This window comes from Bacillus sp. lyk4-R2A-2, from assembly GCF_030209735.1.
In the GTDB taxonomy this organism is placed as follows: Bacteria; Bacillota; Bacilli; order Bacillales; family Bacillaceae; genus Bacillus; species Bacillus pumilus.
Genome location: NZ_JARVRK010000004.1, coordinates 364,165 through 380,546, shown reverse-complemented (window position 1 = coordinate 380,546; position 16,382 = coordinate 364,165). Strand labels below are relative to the sequence as shown.

Here is a 16,382-nt window from a genome sequence, read left to right as displayed (position 1 = left end):
TCCTGTTGCAGAATGTCTTTTCGTCTTTCTTATTTTGCTTCTAGTCTTCTGATTCTTTCGTTTAAATCAGGGTGTGTTGAGAAAAGAGAAGCTTTTCGTTTACCACTGATTTTAAGCGTAGCAACTGCTGTTTGATCATCATCTTTGATTCTTGACGTATACGCCTCAAGTGAGCGAAGCGCATGAACCATTTTATCTTTACCGGCAAGATCAGCTCCGCCGCGGTCTGCATGGAATTCACGGTGTCTAGAATATGCAAACACGACAAGGCTTCCTAGGACAGAGAAAATGATTTGGAAAACAATCACTGCAATAAAATGAACAATCGGAACAAGCTCTTCACGCGAAACAAAGCGGCTTGCGATCCATGCCGCAATTCTTGAAAGGAAGACAACGAACGTGTTGACGATCCCTTGAAGCAGCGTCATTGTCACCATATCACCGTTCGCAACGTGAGCAACTTCATGAGCGATTACACCTTCAACTGCTGCATCATCCATTTCATGAAGCAATCCAGTTGAAACGGCAACAAGTGATCTTCTCTTAGAAGGACCTGTCGCAAAAGCATTTACTTCAGATGATTGATAAATACCAACCTCAGGCATTTTAGAAAGGCCTGCTGCTCTTGATAATCTGTGCACGCGGTCAACAAGCTGCTGCTCATCATATGTTAATGAATCCTTTTCAGGGTTTAACACACGCACACCCATCATCATTTTTGCCATCCAGCGAGACATCGCAAGTGACATGAACGAGCCAACAAAACCAACAACTGCACTGAATACTAGCAGTGCCACCAAATTAATTCCACCGTCTGCTCCTATATAAGAACCAACACCAGTTGCTGCACTAATAACCGACAGTACAATACCAATCGTAGTGATAACAAGAATGTTCGTTAATATAAACAGAAATATTCTTTTACCCATACATAACCTCCGCTGTCATATTAAGTTCATTTGAACTTATTAATAAAATTATAAAAATAAACGTCTCAAATTGCAAGGAAAAAGGAATCATTCCTTCTGTTTATCATAACGGCTTAAGCCCCGTCACTTCAATATTTACGACTTTGCCACAGCTGAAAAGTGAACAAATTGTGACGCCGCGTTCTGTATTTTAGTTTATTTTGCATTTTCATCAAAAAGAGATTATGATGTTGAATTAGATCAATAATCACGTTTTTGACGTACAAATGAGGTGGAACATGGTGACTTTTAAATTAACGAGAATTGACATGACGAGACTTCTATATTCTCTAAAAGGAGAGGGAGATCTGACTCCGCTTCAGCTTTTGAATCTATCTGTAAAGGGCGATAAGGATCATGAATATGATGAGTTAAAGATCCCTTCGTTTTTTGAGAAGCTCGAACGGCGGAAGCAAAAATCAGAGCACGGTCTTTCTACAAATGAAATTGTTGAGCTTGGCAACTTGTGTGAGCTAACGTCTCTTAAATCGACGGCGATTCAAAATTGGATCAAGCGTGATATTAAAGATATGATTGGTCATCCAGAGCTTGGCAAGAAGTACTCCATTGATCAGGTCGTTATTTTATTAATTGTCAGGGATTTAAAATCAGTTTTTGACTTTGATGCCATTCGCTTGATCTTATCTGCCTTATTTAACACGATCACAGATCGAACAGATGATATTATTAGTCCAATCCGTTTTTATGAAGCATATGCGCACGTCCTAGATTTTATTTATCACCATACACATTTTCCGTTAAAGGAAACAAATTTACGAGAAATGACTGAGGAGCAGACCGACATGCTCCATGAAGAGTTTACAGAATTAACGAAGAATCAATGGAATTTGATTAAAGGCATTATCAGTTCTACCGTCTTCTCTGTGTTCACTTCCCACTTGCAAAGTACAGCGCAAGAAATGATGTTTAATACGCTACAGGCAGCTAAATAAGGATAAAAGAAAACCGAGGTGATGAGGTCACCTCGGTTTTTTTGTGCAGCAATTGCCAGCATAATTGTACGCCGTTTTCTTCAAAATAAGAAGGCGCAACAAACATGAGGTGAAAGGAGGAATATGGACATGGCAAATCGAAATCAGCTTCTTGTTCCTGGAGTAGAACAAGCATTAGATCAATTTAAATACGAGATCGCTCAAGAATTTGGCGTGACTCTCGGTTCAGATACAGTCGCACGTGCAAATGGTTCTGTTGGCGGTGAAATTACAAAACGACTCGTTCAACAGGCTCAATCACAAATGGGCAATCAATCTAAATAAAAACATGGTGAAATACGCCGGAGCTATTCTGGCGTTTTTTTATTGTTCATATGTGTGCTCAAACCGGTTTTCACGATACGGGGACGGTGCACCTTTTCCCTGCTTCTTCATATGGTCTTTTTTTCGTTCAGCGGACGGCTGTTTCTGATCCCTGTCGTTTTTTTTTGCGTGCTTTTCAGCACCACCACGTGATGTGCCGTTTGGATTCCTTTTATCATCAGGTTCCGTTGAGTGATTTTTTTTTTGTTCTTTATCGATAGAACGTTCCTTTTCTTCCTTTATTTGATTGTCTTTGCTTTTATCATCAGGTTTTGTTTGGTGTGGCTTTTGAATAGATCCTTGCTCTTCCCTCTCTTGATCCTTCTGCTCTTTGTCTTCAGCTTCAGGAGCCTCTTGATCTGGCTTCATCTCTTCGCTATCGTCTGTCTTGACGTCTTCTTGTTTGTCTTTGTCTGCTTGATCTTCATCATCTTTTTTAGGCTCTTCTTCTTTGACAGCATCACTCTCTGCTGCGTCTTCATCCTTTTGAATGCCTTCTTGTTCTTTGTCTTGGATTTCTTGATTTCTGATATATGTGCCTGTTGAAATGCCTGCCTTTTGAGCTTTTTCTCTTGTTTCCAGGTCACTTTCTACAGTTTCTAGCTTGTAATCGCGCTTTTGATATTCACCAGAGATGGTGTTAATTTTACTTTTGACGTTGGTTTTATATGTATGGTCCTGCTTGTTTTCATAAACCGTTGAAATATAAATACTCTTAGAGTGGTTCACATAACCTTTTTTGTCACAGTCATCTATGATTTCCTGCACAACTTTGGTCATGTCGTTTTTTTCTAAATCCTTCATACTGGCCAGTACTTGTTTCGCATCTTTATTCAGTGGTGTGACACCGATCACTTGATAATTGTGATCAAGCTTCAGTTCAAAGCTTGGATTAATGTCAATCGTCATATATGCATATGCTTTTTGACTTGAGAAAGATGGCATCATAGTAAAAATCACGACAATAATCGCTGCGATTGATAGGATTCCTGCATTTAATGGACGTAAACGAAGCAAGTCAAAAAAACCGGCTTTTTTTCTTTCGAGACGTGATTCATTCGGAAATGTCACTTCTTGACCGATTTCATAATCTTGCTGTTCATATTTTGTCCGCAGAAATTGTCCATCAGGGGTCAGCAGCGTGACATATTTTTTGTTTTTCTCTACTATAATGCCTCTTCTCATGAATTAAGCACCCCTTTAAGGTAATCTTTCAAATACACATAATCACCCGTCATAATGATCGCCATCGCAATGATATATTTTCTATTTCTCTCAATCGTTTTGCGGCTGACTTCCACTAGCTTTTCAAGCTGTTTGACTGGCAATTGTTTTTTCTGAAATAAAATGGTTCTGAGCTCATCGTGTTCAACGAGTGTGTGAGCTACTTTAATGGCATTTTGCCTTGCATCTGCATGCTTTGGTGAATGTTCAAGCAGCTCTTGAAACGTGAGACCGTATACTTTCAATCGTTCTTTAAAATGTTCAATTTCTTCTCTTCTGTGTTCTTGTTCAATTAAACGTCTATATTCGTTTGTAGACAGCTCTGCTTCAATCATGCTTTGAGAGTACTCGCCATTTTCACTTTCTTGCAGGTCCATTTGAACCGTTGGCGCATTTCTCGCTTCTTTTCGAATATAGTCGATCACTTTTCTTTTAATAATTAATTCTGCGAAAGCAAGGAGTGAGTTTCCTTTTTCAGCAGAGTATTTTTCTATCGCTTCATTAAAGGCAATTAAGCCTATGCTGAATTCATCATCTTTTTCATCTATATATCGTTTACAAACGGATGAAACCGTCTTAGCGACAAATGGTTTGTATTGCTCTATTAATGCATTTTGCAGCTCGATATCACCTTGTTGAATACTGATAGCCGACTGCTCTAATGTTTGCTTTTTCTTTCCTTTTTTAAACAAAAGGCTAAGCAATGGTTTCACCTCAGTTCTCCCTATATTACTCATTTATGATAGCTAATTTATGAGGGAAGCGCAAAGGAAGAAATGAGGAATTCATTTCCTGTTACCCAATTATGACATGTATATCATCATCTACTTTACAATGTTTCGTCTAAAAGCAAAGAAATAAGGGGGTATCTCCCCCTTATTTGTAATATACGTGTTATGAAAATGAAATGATATTTCTTTCAAAAAACCTACTCTTCTAGGCGTACCTCTTGTTTTTCCTTGTTTTGTTGCCCGCCTTTTCTTGATGGACTTGATAAAAACCAGCCAAATGCTGCAATTGCGAGAAGCACTGTCCAGAAAATCACTTTCCATAATGTTGAATGAATAAAATGAGAGGACACGATACCAATGGCTGGATGTGACAGTGTGTAAAGCGTGAGCTTCACACCAACCCACCCGACAATGACAAAGGCTGCTGTTTCTAGGCTCGGTCTTGTTTTGAGCAGTTTCACAAAGACAGTCGCTGCAAATCTCATGATGATCAGACCGATGATACCACCTAAAAGAATGACAATAAATTGACCGCCATCAAGTCCACCGATTTGCGGAAGACTTGTTTTCGGCAAAGTTACGGCTAATGCGACCGCCGCTAAGATGGAATCGACAGCAAAAGCGATGTCAGCAAGCTCGACTTTTACGACTGTTGCCCAGAAGCCGCTTTGCTTCATGTTTGTGTCTGATTCCTTTTTCTTAAATACGTGCGATTTTAAAATATGGTGAATGGAAATATAAAGAAGATAAATTGCACCAATGGCTTGAACTTGCCACACATCCACTAAAAACGAAATAAGAAACAGGGAACCAAATCGCATGACAAACGCACCCGCAAGTCCGTAAAACAATGCTTTTTTCCTTTGCTTTTCTGGAAGGTGTTTCACCATCACAGCCATGACCAGCGCATTATCAGCGGCTAAAATCCCTTCTAATCCAATCAGTACGAGAAGAACCCACCCGTACTCTAAAATAATTGCTGCATCCATCATCATTCCTCCTTGTTTTATCTATTGTCCCACAACAGACAAAGGCTTATGAATGCAAAAAAGACCTTTGCCTGTAATGGCAAAGGTCTTGCTAGACATGTGATATGTAGAATCATGCCAACAAAGCCGATGGAACTTAAGTCCATGTAATGACGACTTTGTTTCCGGTAAAAACCGGACGCTACTCCCCTTTGGTGGGATTTAAGAATATTTAGATTACTTATAGTTTAATCAATAGACACTATATTGTCAACAGGGGACTTTCACCTCGGGTCCAGTGATTAGGCAGTTGGTGTTTCTGCTTTTCTTTTTCTACGTTTCAGCCATATATACATCGCGAAAAGCAACACAATCCCGATCCCAATCGGCAGAAGATATGGATCTAACATTGCGCCAACCTCTTTCCAGTTCTCCCCGAGCACAAATCCAAGATACACATATACAAATGTAATAGGCGTAATCGCTAAAAACGTGTACAGGCAAAAGACCCACACATTCATCTTGGCAATACCGCACGGGATGGAAATAAGCGTTCTGACTCCTGGAATAAACCGGCCGCTAAATGCGACGAATCCACCATGCTTTTCAAAGAAGGCATCCGATTTATCAAGCGACTCCGGTTTAACAAAAAAGTACTTCCCATATTTATTTAAAAAAGGTCTACCGCCATAACGTCCTAACCAGTACAAGGTCAAAGGGCCAGCCACGCCGCCAATAGAGCCGGCTGCCACAACACCAATGAAGGCCATGTCCCCTTCTGAGACCCAGTAACCCGCAAGAGGCAGAACCACTTCAGCAGGAACAAATTCAATACATAATGCAAGGAAGATGCCAAAGTATGACAAGTTCTTAAAGGCATCAGCTAAAGAAATAATAAAATCTTCGATGTTTATCAATCCCTTTCACACATAATCGTTTAACTGATTCTATCTCTTTTAGAATCGCACATATATTAAACGAAAAAAACCGAAGAAACGATTCACTTTTCGTCGTTTTTTTACATTAAATTTGATTTTACTATAAAAGACAGGTGAAAAAAAAGTTGATTGTGGTATTTAAGTGAAGGAAAAGTGAACACAGAAGCCATTCGATCCGATATATTAGGTATACGTCTGTTTTAAGATACTGGAGGTTTTCTTACATGACCCATTTAACAGGAAGTTACAATGGATGGCTTGTCTTTCTGTCAATCGCAGTCGCCACTGTCGCCTCCTACTCAGCTCTTCATTTAGCCAGCCGAGTGGCACAGTCAAGCGGTGCAAAGAAAAAGGTATGGCTGATCGTTGGTGCCTTGATCATGGGAATGGGGATATGGTCGATGCATTTTATCAGCATGATGGCATTTCACGTGCGTGCTGGCATCACCTATGAAACACCCTTGCTCATTTTATCGATTTTGGCATCTTTTGTCGGGTCCTTGATCGCATTCACAATATGCATTCAAGAGCAACTCTCCACAAGGCGGCTGCTCATTAGTTCAATCACCATGGGCTCAGCTATTTGCAGCATGCATTATCTTGGAATGGAATCAATGGCCAATGTCTCAATCAGCTATGATCCAGTCCTCTTTTTTCTTTCGTTTTTCATTGCTGTGATAGCGTCTTTCTTTTCGCTTCATCTCTTTTTTCGGCTCCATCGATCCGGGAAAAAGCAGGAGGATCATCTGTTAAAAATAGCTGGTGCACTCGTGATGGGCGGGGCTGTTTCTGGGATGCATTATACCGGTATGGCTGCTTCTACTATGTTTTTTCATTCAGACGGACAGCCCTATAGGGGTGGTTCTCTTGAACTATCACCATTCAGTCTGTCGATTTTCATCGGCTTAATGACACTGATTGTCCAAACACTGATGATTTTTGGTGCCTATATAGATCACCGAATCATGAAGCAGGCAGATAAGCTAAAGGAAAATGAACAGCGGTTCCAATCGCTCATCAAACATAATATCGATGGCATTATCGTGTTATCTGTCAATCGAAAGGTGCTTTCTGCGAACGACTCAGGTAAACAAATTCTAAAAATGTGCAATTCTTGGATTGGTGATGATGTCAGCCAATACGTCATGCCGACTGACATGTGGGAAGAATTTATTTACGAGTCAAAAAAAGCCATCACACGTGAAGCAGAACTAAAAGCAGCAGATCGCTTTTATTATTATCATGTCACTTACATACCTGTTCATGTCAACAATACGCTTGACAGTATTTATCTTGTCTTAAAAGATTTAACGCAGCAGCGGATTGCAGAAAAAGAAATTCATGTCATGGCACATTATGATGCGTTAACCGAGCTTCCTAATCGGCGCCACGCCATCAACCATCTAAGTGATGTTCTCTCCGCTCAAAAAGAGACAGGAACATCGACGGCTGTTCTGTTTCTTGATTTGAATCGCTTTAAAATTATCAATGATGCACTTGGTCATAACATAGGGGACTTACTTCTTAAAGCAGCTGCAAACAGACTGACGCAATGTTTACCAGACAACGGCTTTATAGCCAGACTAGGCGGGGATGAATTTTTAATGATCTTCCCTGACATGGGGCATGACACACAGAAAATTGAACAGCTTTCTCAAAATATCATTCGGCAATTTGAGCGTCCTTTTTTCATCCAGAATCATCAGCTCATTACTTCTATCAGCATTGGAATCGCTATCTCACCTCAAAATGGCAAAGATGGGATGGAGTTAATGAGGAAAGCCGATATGGCGATGTATTTATCCAAAAAACATAAGCAAAGCCGTTATGAGTTTTTCACCGAATCAATGGAAAGATCAAGTGAAGATAGGTTGAACCGAGAGCTTGAGCTACGGGATGCCATTCAAAGAGAACAGTTTGTGCTTCATTACCAGCCGCAAGTGAGTGCGAAAACAAGACAGATGACTGGTGTAGAAGCTCTTCTAAGAATGAAAGCACCAGATGGTTCGTTAAAATCACCCGAGGCTTTTATTGAGCTGGCAGAGGAATCAGGACTGATCATTGATATTGGCAGATGGGTGATTGATACCGCATGCAGGCAGGCTAAAACGTGGTATGACAACGGGCTGAAAATTCCCGTGGCTGTCAATTTATCTGCAAAACAATTCAATTCTGAAGACTTAATTGATTTGATTAAGCTGACACTGAAAAAATACGATATGACACCGTCACTGCTCGAGCTTGAAGTCACAGAAAGTATGACAATGGACAATATCAAGCAATCAAAACAGGTACTGACCTCACTGAAACATCTGGGCGTTCGTATTAGTATTGATGACTTTGGTACAGGGCATAGCTCCTTAAGCTATTTAAAGGATTTGCCCATTCATCGCCTAAAAATCGACAAATCCTTCATCGAAGATATTTTAAATGATTCAAAATCTGAACAGATTACAGGTGCCATTATCGCGATGGGACATCAACTATCTCTCGAGGTCATAGCAGAAGGTGTTGAAACCTTTGCGCAGGCGCAGCTTTTATCTGCGCAAGGATGTGACGACTTGCAAGGCTTTTATTATGCAAAGCCCCTTCCAGCAAACGATATCGAAAAATTCATTGCCTATCCAGCGCATCAGCTGGACACATAAAAAAGGTGCCAATCATGGCACCTTTTCGTTCTATCTAAATAATAAATGTTGACTGTGAATACCTGCTTTTTTCAATAGACTAATCAATTGTTCTTGTTCTTCTCGCGAGAGGCCTGAGAAGGCACGCGCAATCCGGAGAGAATGAATCGGGTAAATTTTATCAAGATAACTGCGCCCTTTATCTGTTAAATGGGCATAAACCGACCTTTTATCCTTTGGGTCCTGCTCTCTTTCAATGAAACCATTTCGTTCTAATTTGTCAATTACGTACGTCACATTCCCGCTGACAAGCAGGAGTCTTGAGCCGATTTGCTGAAGTTTTTGAGCACCTCTTGTATACAGCAATTCAAGAACCGCAAATTCAGTTGGATTAAATCCATGCTCTTTGCTGTCTCTAATGCTGTGTTCTGAAACGCTTTTAAATGCTCTTGCAAATACCTTGTAAAGTGTCATTGAACGTTCTACTTCTTCTTCATTAAACGATAGTCTCATCACATATCTACCTCTTATAATATTTTTTTAACTTCAAGGCTTTCTTGCGGTGCAGTTGGAGCCTTTCGTAAAAAATAGAAGTACGTTTTTGAAAACCCTTTCAACCACATAAGTGACTCCATTCGTGTTATGTATAAGATTTCGATATAAACTTTTAAAATCCTTCTTATTTTTCACAACCATCTCGAAAAAAAGGTTTTTTAGCAAACCATCAAGATCCGACACAGTTTAACATAATCTGTAAAGACTCTATGTTTCTTTACACTGTATTCGTCAAATTTCTACAAAATTCAATATTGCTATAACATTAAACAAAAAAAGAACCCTTTATGTGACATGCGCACATTTCAAGGGATTTTCACAAATCACGCTTTGTTTTGTTGAAAAAGAAGTGATACTCTTTTTTTAAGTCACTAATTGTCATTTTCTTGGCCGCACTAGGACTGTACACTCCTAATGAACAGAGCTGCTTCGTATAATAATGTCTTTCCTTCGCTAAAGCTTCTGTTAGGATACGCCGCACCGATTATCCCCTCCTATCAATTGATCTGGAGCAGGTGCTTATGAAGACCTTTTATACAAATCATTTTGTACAGCTCTTAGAAGAGCATGCGCATTCTGACCTGCAGCCTGCATGAATCGCTCCAGTAATTCATCCCTCTTCATATCTAATGCGATGATTTCTTTTGCCATACAGATGATCCGTGTTTGCTCCATCATATGCTCCTCCTCCTATTTCAACTCATCATCATTATATGCAAGCGTAGCAATCACTTCACATATGTTGTCAACTTTCCTTCCATCATTTTTTCATTTTTATGTTATATTTCCTAACAAACGATAGGTTTTTTTCGTTGTCATTCTGTATAATATGAAGAAAAGACTTGCAGGGGTGAGTATATGACGCAGGAAGATGTATCTTATAAAGATAAAAAAGTCATTTCAATCGGGATTGTCAGTGAATTAACAGGGCTATCCGTCAGGCAAATCCGATATTATGAGGAACGCAGACTCATCTACCCCCAGCGCTCAACAAGAGGCACGCGTAAATATTCTTTTTCTGATGTAGAACGATTAATGGACATCGCCAACAAACGAGAAGACGGTGTGCAAACAGCGGAGATTTTGAAAGACATGAAGAAAAAGGAACAGGCATTAAAAAGCGGACAATATAAGAAAAAAATGCTGGAAGGTCAAATTAACGCACACTTCCGGTACAAAAATCGATAAACAAATAAAGTTTAGCTGACTCTTTTAGGCTTTGTTCGTACTGTTTTTTGGTCATGGCTTAATGAAAAAGAGACAGCTTTTTTTGCTGTCTCCGTTATCAAACCAAAGCCCTTGGCAATGCCAGATCATACTCAGTGAAATAAGCTATATAGGCAAGGACATTCGTTTAAATTTACTTTTTTTAGGCGGCGTTCCACAACATTTCATTCTAAGAAACAACACTATATCAAATAGCGTTTTAGGTATATTGTTAAGTGCAGGCGATCTAGCGTTTATCCATTCGTTCAGGAATCGAAACAGTTCGTTCATTGATCACATTCCCCGTGTTCAGCGTCGTTTTTGGTTCAATTAAGAGCAAATGAACTTCTTCTTCAGCAATTGGCTGATGTTCAATTCCTTTTGGAATTACAAGAAACTCCCCTTCATTAAGCGCTATTTCTCTATCCCTAAAACGGATGACTAGATTTCCTTTCCATACAAAGAACATTTCATCCTCGTCATCATAGTGATGCCAAATGAATTCACCCTTAATTTTTACCATTTTCATGTATGAGTCGTTCAACTCTCCACTTATTCTAGGATTCCAATAATCATTTATTTGCGAAAATTTCTCTTGGATATTAACCTTTGAAATCAATAGATTCCCTCCTCATTTACTTGGAAACGTCTTTTTTATCTTTCTTAAGCTAGAACTCCCTACCTTGCAAATTCTCCTCCTCATGATGAGACACCAAGGGACACAATGAGCATCAACCTCTTATATTATTAAGTTTACTTATTCTGTTGGATCACGTAAAATCATAAAATAGTGTATAGTTCATCACAATTTGTGATGCAAAAAGGAGCATTGTTTTGGATATTACATCTTTGGAGATATTTAAAGCAGTAGCTATTGAACAAAGCGTTACAAAAGCTGCTGAGAAATTAAATTATGTGCAGTCCAATGTCACTGCACGAATCCAGCGTCTTGAACAAGAATTAGGTGTTCCTCTTTTCTATCGATATCACAAAAAGATATCCTTAACGCCTGCAGGGCGAGAACTGTTGCCATATGCAAACAAATTACTCTACGATTTTGAAGAAGCGATAGAGGCCGTAAAGCTTTCCTCTACTCCGCGAGGTACTTTGCACATTGGATCTATAGAGTCTACCGCTTCGACAAGATTGCCCAGCATTTTCGCAGCATATCACAAGACATTTTCACAAGTAGAATTAAGCATGTATATGGCACCTACTGTAGATCAGGTTCATGCTATTCTCAACTACAAGGTAGACGGTGCATTGGTTGATGGGCCCATTCTTCATCCCGACATTATTGAATATCCGGTATTGGAAGAATCACTTGTTCTCATTACAAGCTACTCCCAGGAGGAATTCCAGGTAGAATCAATTTTACATGAACCATTGCTTTCGTCATTTGCGCATTGCATCTATTTGGGGCGTTGGCAACGATGGTTAGAGAGCAATGGCTTTGCTCCGATGAAGGTAATGGAATATGGCACTTTAGAGGGCGTGCTTAAATGCGTTGAAAACGGGCTAGGGGTTACCGTATTACCAAAATCTATGGTTGAATCTCGGGTGCAAGGCAGATTTACCTGTCATCCTTTACCGGAACCACACAGAATCGTGCCAACTGTGTTTATAAGGCGCCGCGATTCGTACATGACCAGTGCCCTCTCACGGTTTATGGAATTATTGGGCATAACTCATATGTGATCGGGTCATTTGTGGTAAAAAAGAGGATAGATAGAGCGACATTCTTTCAGCTCTTCTATCCTTTTTACATAAAATTATTTTAGCTTTCATTGAGAGGAAGTGTCAGTTCCTTCAACGAGTCCTACAAAGTCAATCCGTACACCGCCTTTTTCAGGATCTTCTATGACCCGCATGGCCAGTGCCTTTTTCTCCCCTGTTTTTTCATCTTCGTAATTCGCATGAAAGACGTGAATGCTGGCTTCTTCCAATTGAAAATCATCATAAGAAAGCGTCTCTATGCCCCATTCTTTTTTCAGCTTTAGAATGTCATTTGGGCTTGGGACAGCACCTTCAACATAGATGTTTTCTATTTTTTGTTTATTTCCTTCGGTAATCGCTTCAATCATATGCTCTGCAGCCACTAGTCTTCTGTCTTTCCCCTCGTCTTCCCTTGAACATGCACCTAGCAATACAATGCACATTAAAATGAATAAAAACTTCTTCATTTTTCTCTCCCACCTTCTCCTTAAAATGTAAAGGATGGAAGCGCTATATGCAATCTTTATTCAAAAAAGACTGTAAAACGTCACGTTTTACAGTCTTCATCCTACATCAGTGTATGAAGGAATGCGGTTGCAATTCCAAAATAGATCAGTAAGGATAAAATATCATTCAATGTTGTGATTAGCGGTCCAGATGCAATGGCTGGGTCCACGTTTAATCTGTGTAAAATAATCGGTACAACCGTACCTGCCATTGTCCCAATAATCAGTGTTGCAAGCAGTGAGGAACCGACAACAAAACCTAAAATCATATTGCCCTGCCACACCATTGCGACGACTGTAATAATAATGGAACAGACAATCCCAATGTAAATACTCGTTCTCAGCTCTCTAAAAATAAGGCGCATGATGGTTTTTTTCGTTAATTCTTCTTTTGAAAGCCCTCTAATGACGACGGCAAGAGACTGTGTCCCTGTATTCCCTGTCATCCCGGCAATCATCGGCATAAAGAACGCTAAAGCAACGACTTGCTGAAGGGTACCTTCAAAATAATTTAAAATACTGCCTGAAATCAGCCCAATGAACAAGAGTAAAATGAGCCACGGAAGACGGCGGTATGCCGCCACAAATGCCGGCGTGTCGAACGTGATATCTTTACCAGAGGCAGCAAACTTTTCATAGTCTTCGCCCGCCTCTTGAATCACAACATCAATGATATCATCGACTGTAACAATTCCGACTAGGACATTGTTCTCTTCCACAACAGGAATCGCAAGGAAATCATATCGTTCAATCAGCTTTGCGATTTCCTCCTGATCCTGAAAGGCTCCAACGGCAATGACTCTTGTAAACATGAGATCCTGTACCTTTTCATCCGGTTCACCTAAAATGAGATCCCGGTATGAGAGAACGCCTACAAGCTGTTTTTGATCATTAATCACATATAAATAGTTGATTGATTCCGCAATTTCAGCAAAGCTTTTCAGCTTCACAACGGCATCCTGCACTGTAAAATGCTGAGGAATCCAAACATAACGGTTCGTCATGATCCGTCCCGCTGTCTCAGCAGGATAATTCATAAGAAGCTGGACGGCTTTTGATTCCTCTGCTTCCATGTTAGATAAAAGCTGATCCTTTAGCTCATCCTCCATCTCATCAAACAAGTTGGCTAGATCATCGTTATCCATTTTGTTTGTGACGAAGGTCGCTTTGTCTTTACCTACTTTTTCAAGAACAATTTCTTGATATTCCCGCTCCAGCTCACCCATCATTTCTGTCACGTCATCGACTGGTAAAAAGCTGAGGAAGCGGCCGCGGTGTTTCTCTGGAAGCTCTTTAAATAAATAGGCCATATCATATGGCTGAAGTTCTTCCATGATGTTTTTAAATTCTTTTCGTTTTCCATCTCTCAGTAAAATAATGATGCGTAAAATGAGTTCATCATACGTAATATTTTGTATCATCGCTGTTACCTCCCCAAAGTCAGGAGATACCCGAATCCCTTAGAATGTGCGGGGGTCAGGATCTCCTCTATCTGATGTCTCAATCTGATCTTTTGACATATCCTCTATGTGTCTCGAATCGGGATGATCCATCCCCACACCTCCTTTTCTCATAAAAAAGCACCTTCAACCGAATGAAGGCGCTTTGTAAGCATGACAAATAAACACTTGCTCCTTCAATCGTAGAGCTTTAGCACTGTATGGCATAGGAAAAATCCAGCTGCATTAAAAATCACCTTATGTCGATGATTTCTGTTGACCCATTGGCGTCTTTGGACATTTTTGGGCAGCAGCGTATCTCCATACAGGAGCCTCACCTAACGAAGTCTCATATTGTTGACACACTGAGATTACAGAAAAAGCGCAGTGATGTCAATAAGCAAGATGCCAATTTCCCTTATGTATTCGCTTACTTTTGAAAAAAAGAGCGATAGACAAAGTAGACTATCGCCCTTTCATGTCTTTTATTCCTCTTCTGGCTGATTCATATCCTCTTGGGAGAGGAGATGAAAGGAATCATGCAAAAACAAAGCATATCCTTCTCCATCAGGATGCGGAACATATTCCGCATGGTCCATTGTCTGCTCTTCTTCTTTTTTCTTCATATTCTCTCGCCTCCTTTCCCGTAGTTTGTCCCAATGAAAAAACCTTACACATGAAAGTGTAAGGAGTGATTAGTACAAAACAGTTGAACTCATAAAGGTGCGGCGAATGTCACCATTGGCAATGCGCTGATAACCGTCGCTTTAGCTAAAAATGAATGATTGTTTACAGAAAAAAGCTCTCTCTGATTAGGGTACAGCCATTGATTGATAACACAATGTATAATACTAAGTATAAGAAATGAATATTGGGGGATATGATGATGAGCGAATCTACACTGAACATGCACTTTTCAAATGATTTTTTAAAAAAAGTAAGAGAACAATTTTTATATATTGATGAGGATCCTATCCTAAAAAAGGAACGACTCTTTTTTGACAATGCAGGTGGCTCTCTTCGTTTAAAACAAGCAAATCATATATTTTCAATCATTGATGGCATCCCAGATTGTTCTGAAAGAAATCATAAAGCTGCAAAACACTTGATTGATATCCAGAAAAAGGGGATTGTTGATCTTCAAACCATTTTTAACGTGAAACAAGGAAGCTTCGCCACATATCTGACAGCATCACAGGCTATCTTTCAAACTACGGGTATCATTGCAGAACATATTCAAGGAACAAATATTGTCACAACATCCTTAGAACATCCAGCAGCCTACGACGCAGCTAGTTTTTATGCAAATAAATTAAACAAAGAGCTGAGAGTGGCCAAGTCTAATCCTTTAACAGGTGGAGTGAACGTAGAAGACATCTTGGCATTAATCGATCAAGATACTGTTCTTCTAAGCGTCATCTATGCTTCGAATATCTCTGGTGCTATTTTAGACATTGAACAAATTGTACAAGAGGCAAGAAAAAAGAAACCAAACTTATTTATCATGGTTGATGCCGTTCAACATGCACCTCATGGTTTAATTGATATTGAAAAAACACCTGTGGATGTGATAAATTTTGCTCCATATAAATTTTTTGGTGTTAGAGGCTGCGGGATTGCTTATTTATCGGAAAGAGCTGCTCTTCTCCCTCATCATAAGTTAAAAGGAAAGAAAGAAACTGAATGGGGTCTAGGAACTCCAGCACCTGCTCATTATGCGGCTATTAGCGCAATTGTTGATTATGTGTGCTGGCTTGGAGGTCATTTTACAACAGTGAATGCCAGACGACAGTTATTCGCAGCAGGTATGGAAGCTATCGGAAAACAAGAAAGGTCTTTATTAAAAATAATGCTAGACGGGACACCCAACGTAAAAGGGCTAAGAGAAATCAAAGGAGTTACCGTGCATCTTGATGACCATGATTTATCAAAAAGAGATTTCATCGTAGCCATATCGATAGAAGGAACAAACCATGAGGATGCAGTAAGACAATATGAACAGCACGGTGTGATCGTATATGAAAGGTTGAATACAAGCATTTATTCTAAAAGGATGCTGGATTCCTTTGGAATGAAAGGGGCTATTAGAATATCACCTCTCCATTGTCATACTATTCAAGAGATTGAGACGTTTTTAAGAACAACTGAAATGATAAGCAATCAACATAAAAAGCATTAACATGCTTGG

18 protein-coding genes and 2 riboswitches are annotated in these 16,382 nt (G+C 39.7%); of the genes, 6 read left to right on the top strand and 12 right to left on the bottom strand.

The features are described from left to right. Nucleotides 1–29: 29 nt before the first annotated feature. Entirely contained in the window at nt 30–929 is a 900-nt protein-coding gene (gene htpX / locus QRN39_RS04715) for a protease HtpX (protein WP_003212518.1), read from the bottom strand. 278 nt (nt 930–1,207) lie between these two features. On the opposite strand from htpX, the gene QRN39_RS04710 reads away from it, so the two are divergent. Then, nucleotides 1,208–1,921, top strand: a complete 714-nt coding sequence (locus QRN39_RS04710) for a DUF1836 domain-containing protein (RefSeq protein WP_253622679.1) — start codon at nt 1,208–1,210, stop codon at nt 1,919–1,921. Between the two features lie 129 nt (nt 1,922–2,050). Then, nucleotides 2,051–2,245 carry an alpha/beta-type small acid-soluble spore protein gene (locus QRN39_RS04705; RefSeq protein WP_003211343.1) on the top strand — a complete coding sequence of 65 codons (195 nt, stop codon included), beginning with the start codon at nt 2,051–2,053 and terminating at the stop codon, nt 2,243–2,245. A gap of 39 nt (nt 2,246–2,284) precedes the next feature. Here QRN39_RS04705 and QRN39_RS04700 read toward each other — a convergent pair whose 3' ends face one another. From QRN39_RS04700 to QRN39_RS04685, 4 genes are all read right to left on the bottom strand, one after another. Next, the gene (locus tag QRN39_RS04700) at nt 2,285–3,469 is read right to left on the bottom strand and encodes an anti-sigma factor domain-containing protein (protein ID WP_106029820.1); all 1,185 of its coding nucleotides are present in this window, start codon (nt 3,467–3,469) and stop codon (nt 2,285–2,287) included. Continuing rightward, complete coding sequence (sigI, locus tag QRN39_RS04695; RefSeq protein ID WP_034662939.1) at nt 3,466–4,221, bottom strand: RNA polymerase sigma factor SigI; 756 nt, start codon at nt 4,219–4,221, stop codon at nt 3,466–3,468. The genes QRN39_RS04700 and sigI overlap by 4 nt, the downstream gene beginning before the upstream one ends. Before the next feature lie 215 nt (nt 4,222–4,436). Further along, nucleotides 4,437–5,228 (bottom strand): TerC family protein, encoded by a 792-nt coding sequence (locus tag QRN39_RS04690; protein WP_050945179.1) that lies wholly within the window; start codon nt 5,226–5,228, stop codon nt 4,437–4,439. Nucleotides 5,229–5,258: 30 nt separating this feature from the next. Then, a riboswitch (yybP-ykoY riboswitch) is annotated at nt 5,259–5,430 on the bottom strand. Between the two features lie 79 nt (nt 5,431–5,509). Next, nucleotides 5,510–6,124, bottom strand: coding sequence for a DedA family protein (locus QRN39_RS04685; protein WP_050945180.1), 615 nt, complete (start codon nt 6,122–6,124; stop codon nt 5,510–5,512). 245 nt (nt 6,125–6,369) lie between these two features. Between QRN39_RS04685 and QRN39_RS04680 the strand changes: the two genes are divergently transcribed. Next, nucleotides 6,370–8,793 carry a bifunctional diguanylate cyclase/phosphodiesterase gene (locus QRN39_RS04680; protein ID WP_251190932.1) on the top strand — a complete coding sequence of 808 codons (2,424 nt, stop codon included), beginning with the start codon at nt 6,370–6,372 and terminating at the stop codon, nt 8,791–8,793. Nucleotides 8,794–8,823: 30 nt separating this feature from the next. Here QRN39_RS04680 and QRN39_RS04675 read toward each other — a convergent pair whose 3' ends face one another. The 3 genes from QRN39_RS04675 to QRN39_RS04665 form a co-directional block, all read right to left on the bottom strand. Then, nucleotides 8,824–9,288, bottom strand: a complete 465-nt coding sequence (locus QRN39_RS04675; protein WP_088004396.1) for a MarR family winged helix-turn-helix transcriptional regulator — start codon at nt 9,286–9,288, stop codon at nt 8,824–8,826. A gap of 355 nt (nt 9,289–9,643) precedes the next feature. Beyond that, complete coding sequence (locus QRN39_RS04670) at nt 9,644–9,808, bottom strand: hypothetical protein (RefSeq protein ID WP_050945182.1); 165 nt, start codon at nt 9,806–9,808, stop codon at nt 9,644–9,646. 38 nt (nt 9,809–9,846) lie between these two features. Further along, a complete protein-coding gene (locus QRN39_RS04665) occupies nt 9,847–10,005 on the bottom strand; it encodes a hypothetical protein (RefSeq protein ID WP_003212375.1) in 159 nt (52 codons plus the stop codon). 180 nt (nt 10,006–10,185) lie between these two features. Here QRN39_RS04665 and QRN39_RS04660 point away from each other — a divergent pair, with 180 nt between their 5' ends. Beyond that, the gene (locus QRN39_RS04660; protein ID WP_012009715.1) at nt 10,186–10,515 is read left to right on the top strand and encodes a MerR family transcriptional regulator; all 330 of its coding nucleotides are present in this window, start codon (nt 10,186–10,188) and stop codon (nt 10,513–10,515) included. Nucleotides 10,516–10,780: 265 nt separating this feature from the next. Here the strand turns inward: QRN39_RS04660 and QRN39_RS04655 are convergent, their stop codons facing one another. After that, nucleotides 10,781–11,152, bottom strand: coding sequence for a cupin domain-containing protein (locus QRN39_RS04655; protein ID WP_284906276.1), 372 nt, complete (start codon nt 11,150–11,152; stop codon nt 10,781–10,783). A 215-nt stretch (nt 11,153–11,367) separates the two neighbouring features. Here QRN39_RS04655 and QRN39_RS04650 point away from each other — a divergent pair, with 215 nt between their 5' ends. After that, the gene (locus tag QRN39_RS04650) at nt 11,368–12,231 is read left to right on the top strand and encodes a LysR family transcriptional regulator (RefSeq protein ID WP_050945183.1); all 864 of its coding nucleotides are present in this window, start codon (nt 11,368–11,370) and stop codon (nt 12,229–12,231) included. 86 nt (nt 12,232–12,317) lie between these two features. Here QRN39_RS04650 and QRN39_RS04645 read toward each other — a convergent pair whose 3' ends face one another. The 3 genes from QRN39_RS04645 to QRN39_RS04635 all read right to left on the bottom strand — a co-directional run bounded on the left by QRN39_RS04645 (nt 12,318) and on the right by QRN39_RS04635 (nt 14,820). After that, nucleotides 12,318–12,716 carry a hypothetical protein gene (locus tag QRN39_RS04645; RefSeq protein ID WP_003211828.1) on the bottom strand — a complete coding sequence of 133 codons (399 nt, stop codon included), beginning with the start codon at nt 12,714–12,716 and terminating at the stop codon, nt 12,318–12,320. A 101-nt stretch (nt 12,717–12,817) separates the two neighbouring features. Beyond that, nucleotides 12,818–14,176, bottom strand: a complete 1,359-nt coding sequence (gene mgtE / locus QRN39_RS04640; RefSeq protein WP_003212108.1) for a magnesium transporter — start codon at nt 14,174–14,176, stop codon at nt 12,818–12,820. 207 nt (nt 14,177–14,383) lie between these two features. After that, a riboswitch (M-box (ykoK) riboswitch) is annotated at nt 14,384–14,547 on the bottom strand. 132 nt (nt 14,548–14,679) lie between these two features. Next, nucleotides 14,680–14,820 carry a hypothetical protein gene (locus QRN39_RS04635; RefSeq protein WP_003212346.1) on the bottom strand — a complete coding sequence of 47 codons (141 nt, stop codon included), beginning with the start codon at nt 14,818–14,820 and terminating at the stop codon, nt 14,680–14,682. 260 nt (nt 14,821–15,080) lie between these two features. On the opposite strand from QRN39_RS04635, the gene QRN39_RS04630 reads away from it, so the two are divergent. Further along, nucleotides 15,081–16,373 carry an aminotransferase class V-fold PLP-dependent enzyme gene (locus tag QRN39_RS04630; protein WP_253622682.1) on the top strand — a complete coding sequence of 431 codons (1,293 nt, stop codon included), beginning with the start codon at nt 15,081–15,083 and terminating at the stop codon, nt 16,371–16,373. Nucleotides 16,374–16,382 lie beyond the last annotated feature (9 nt).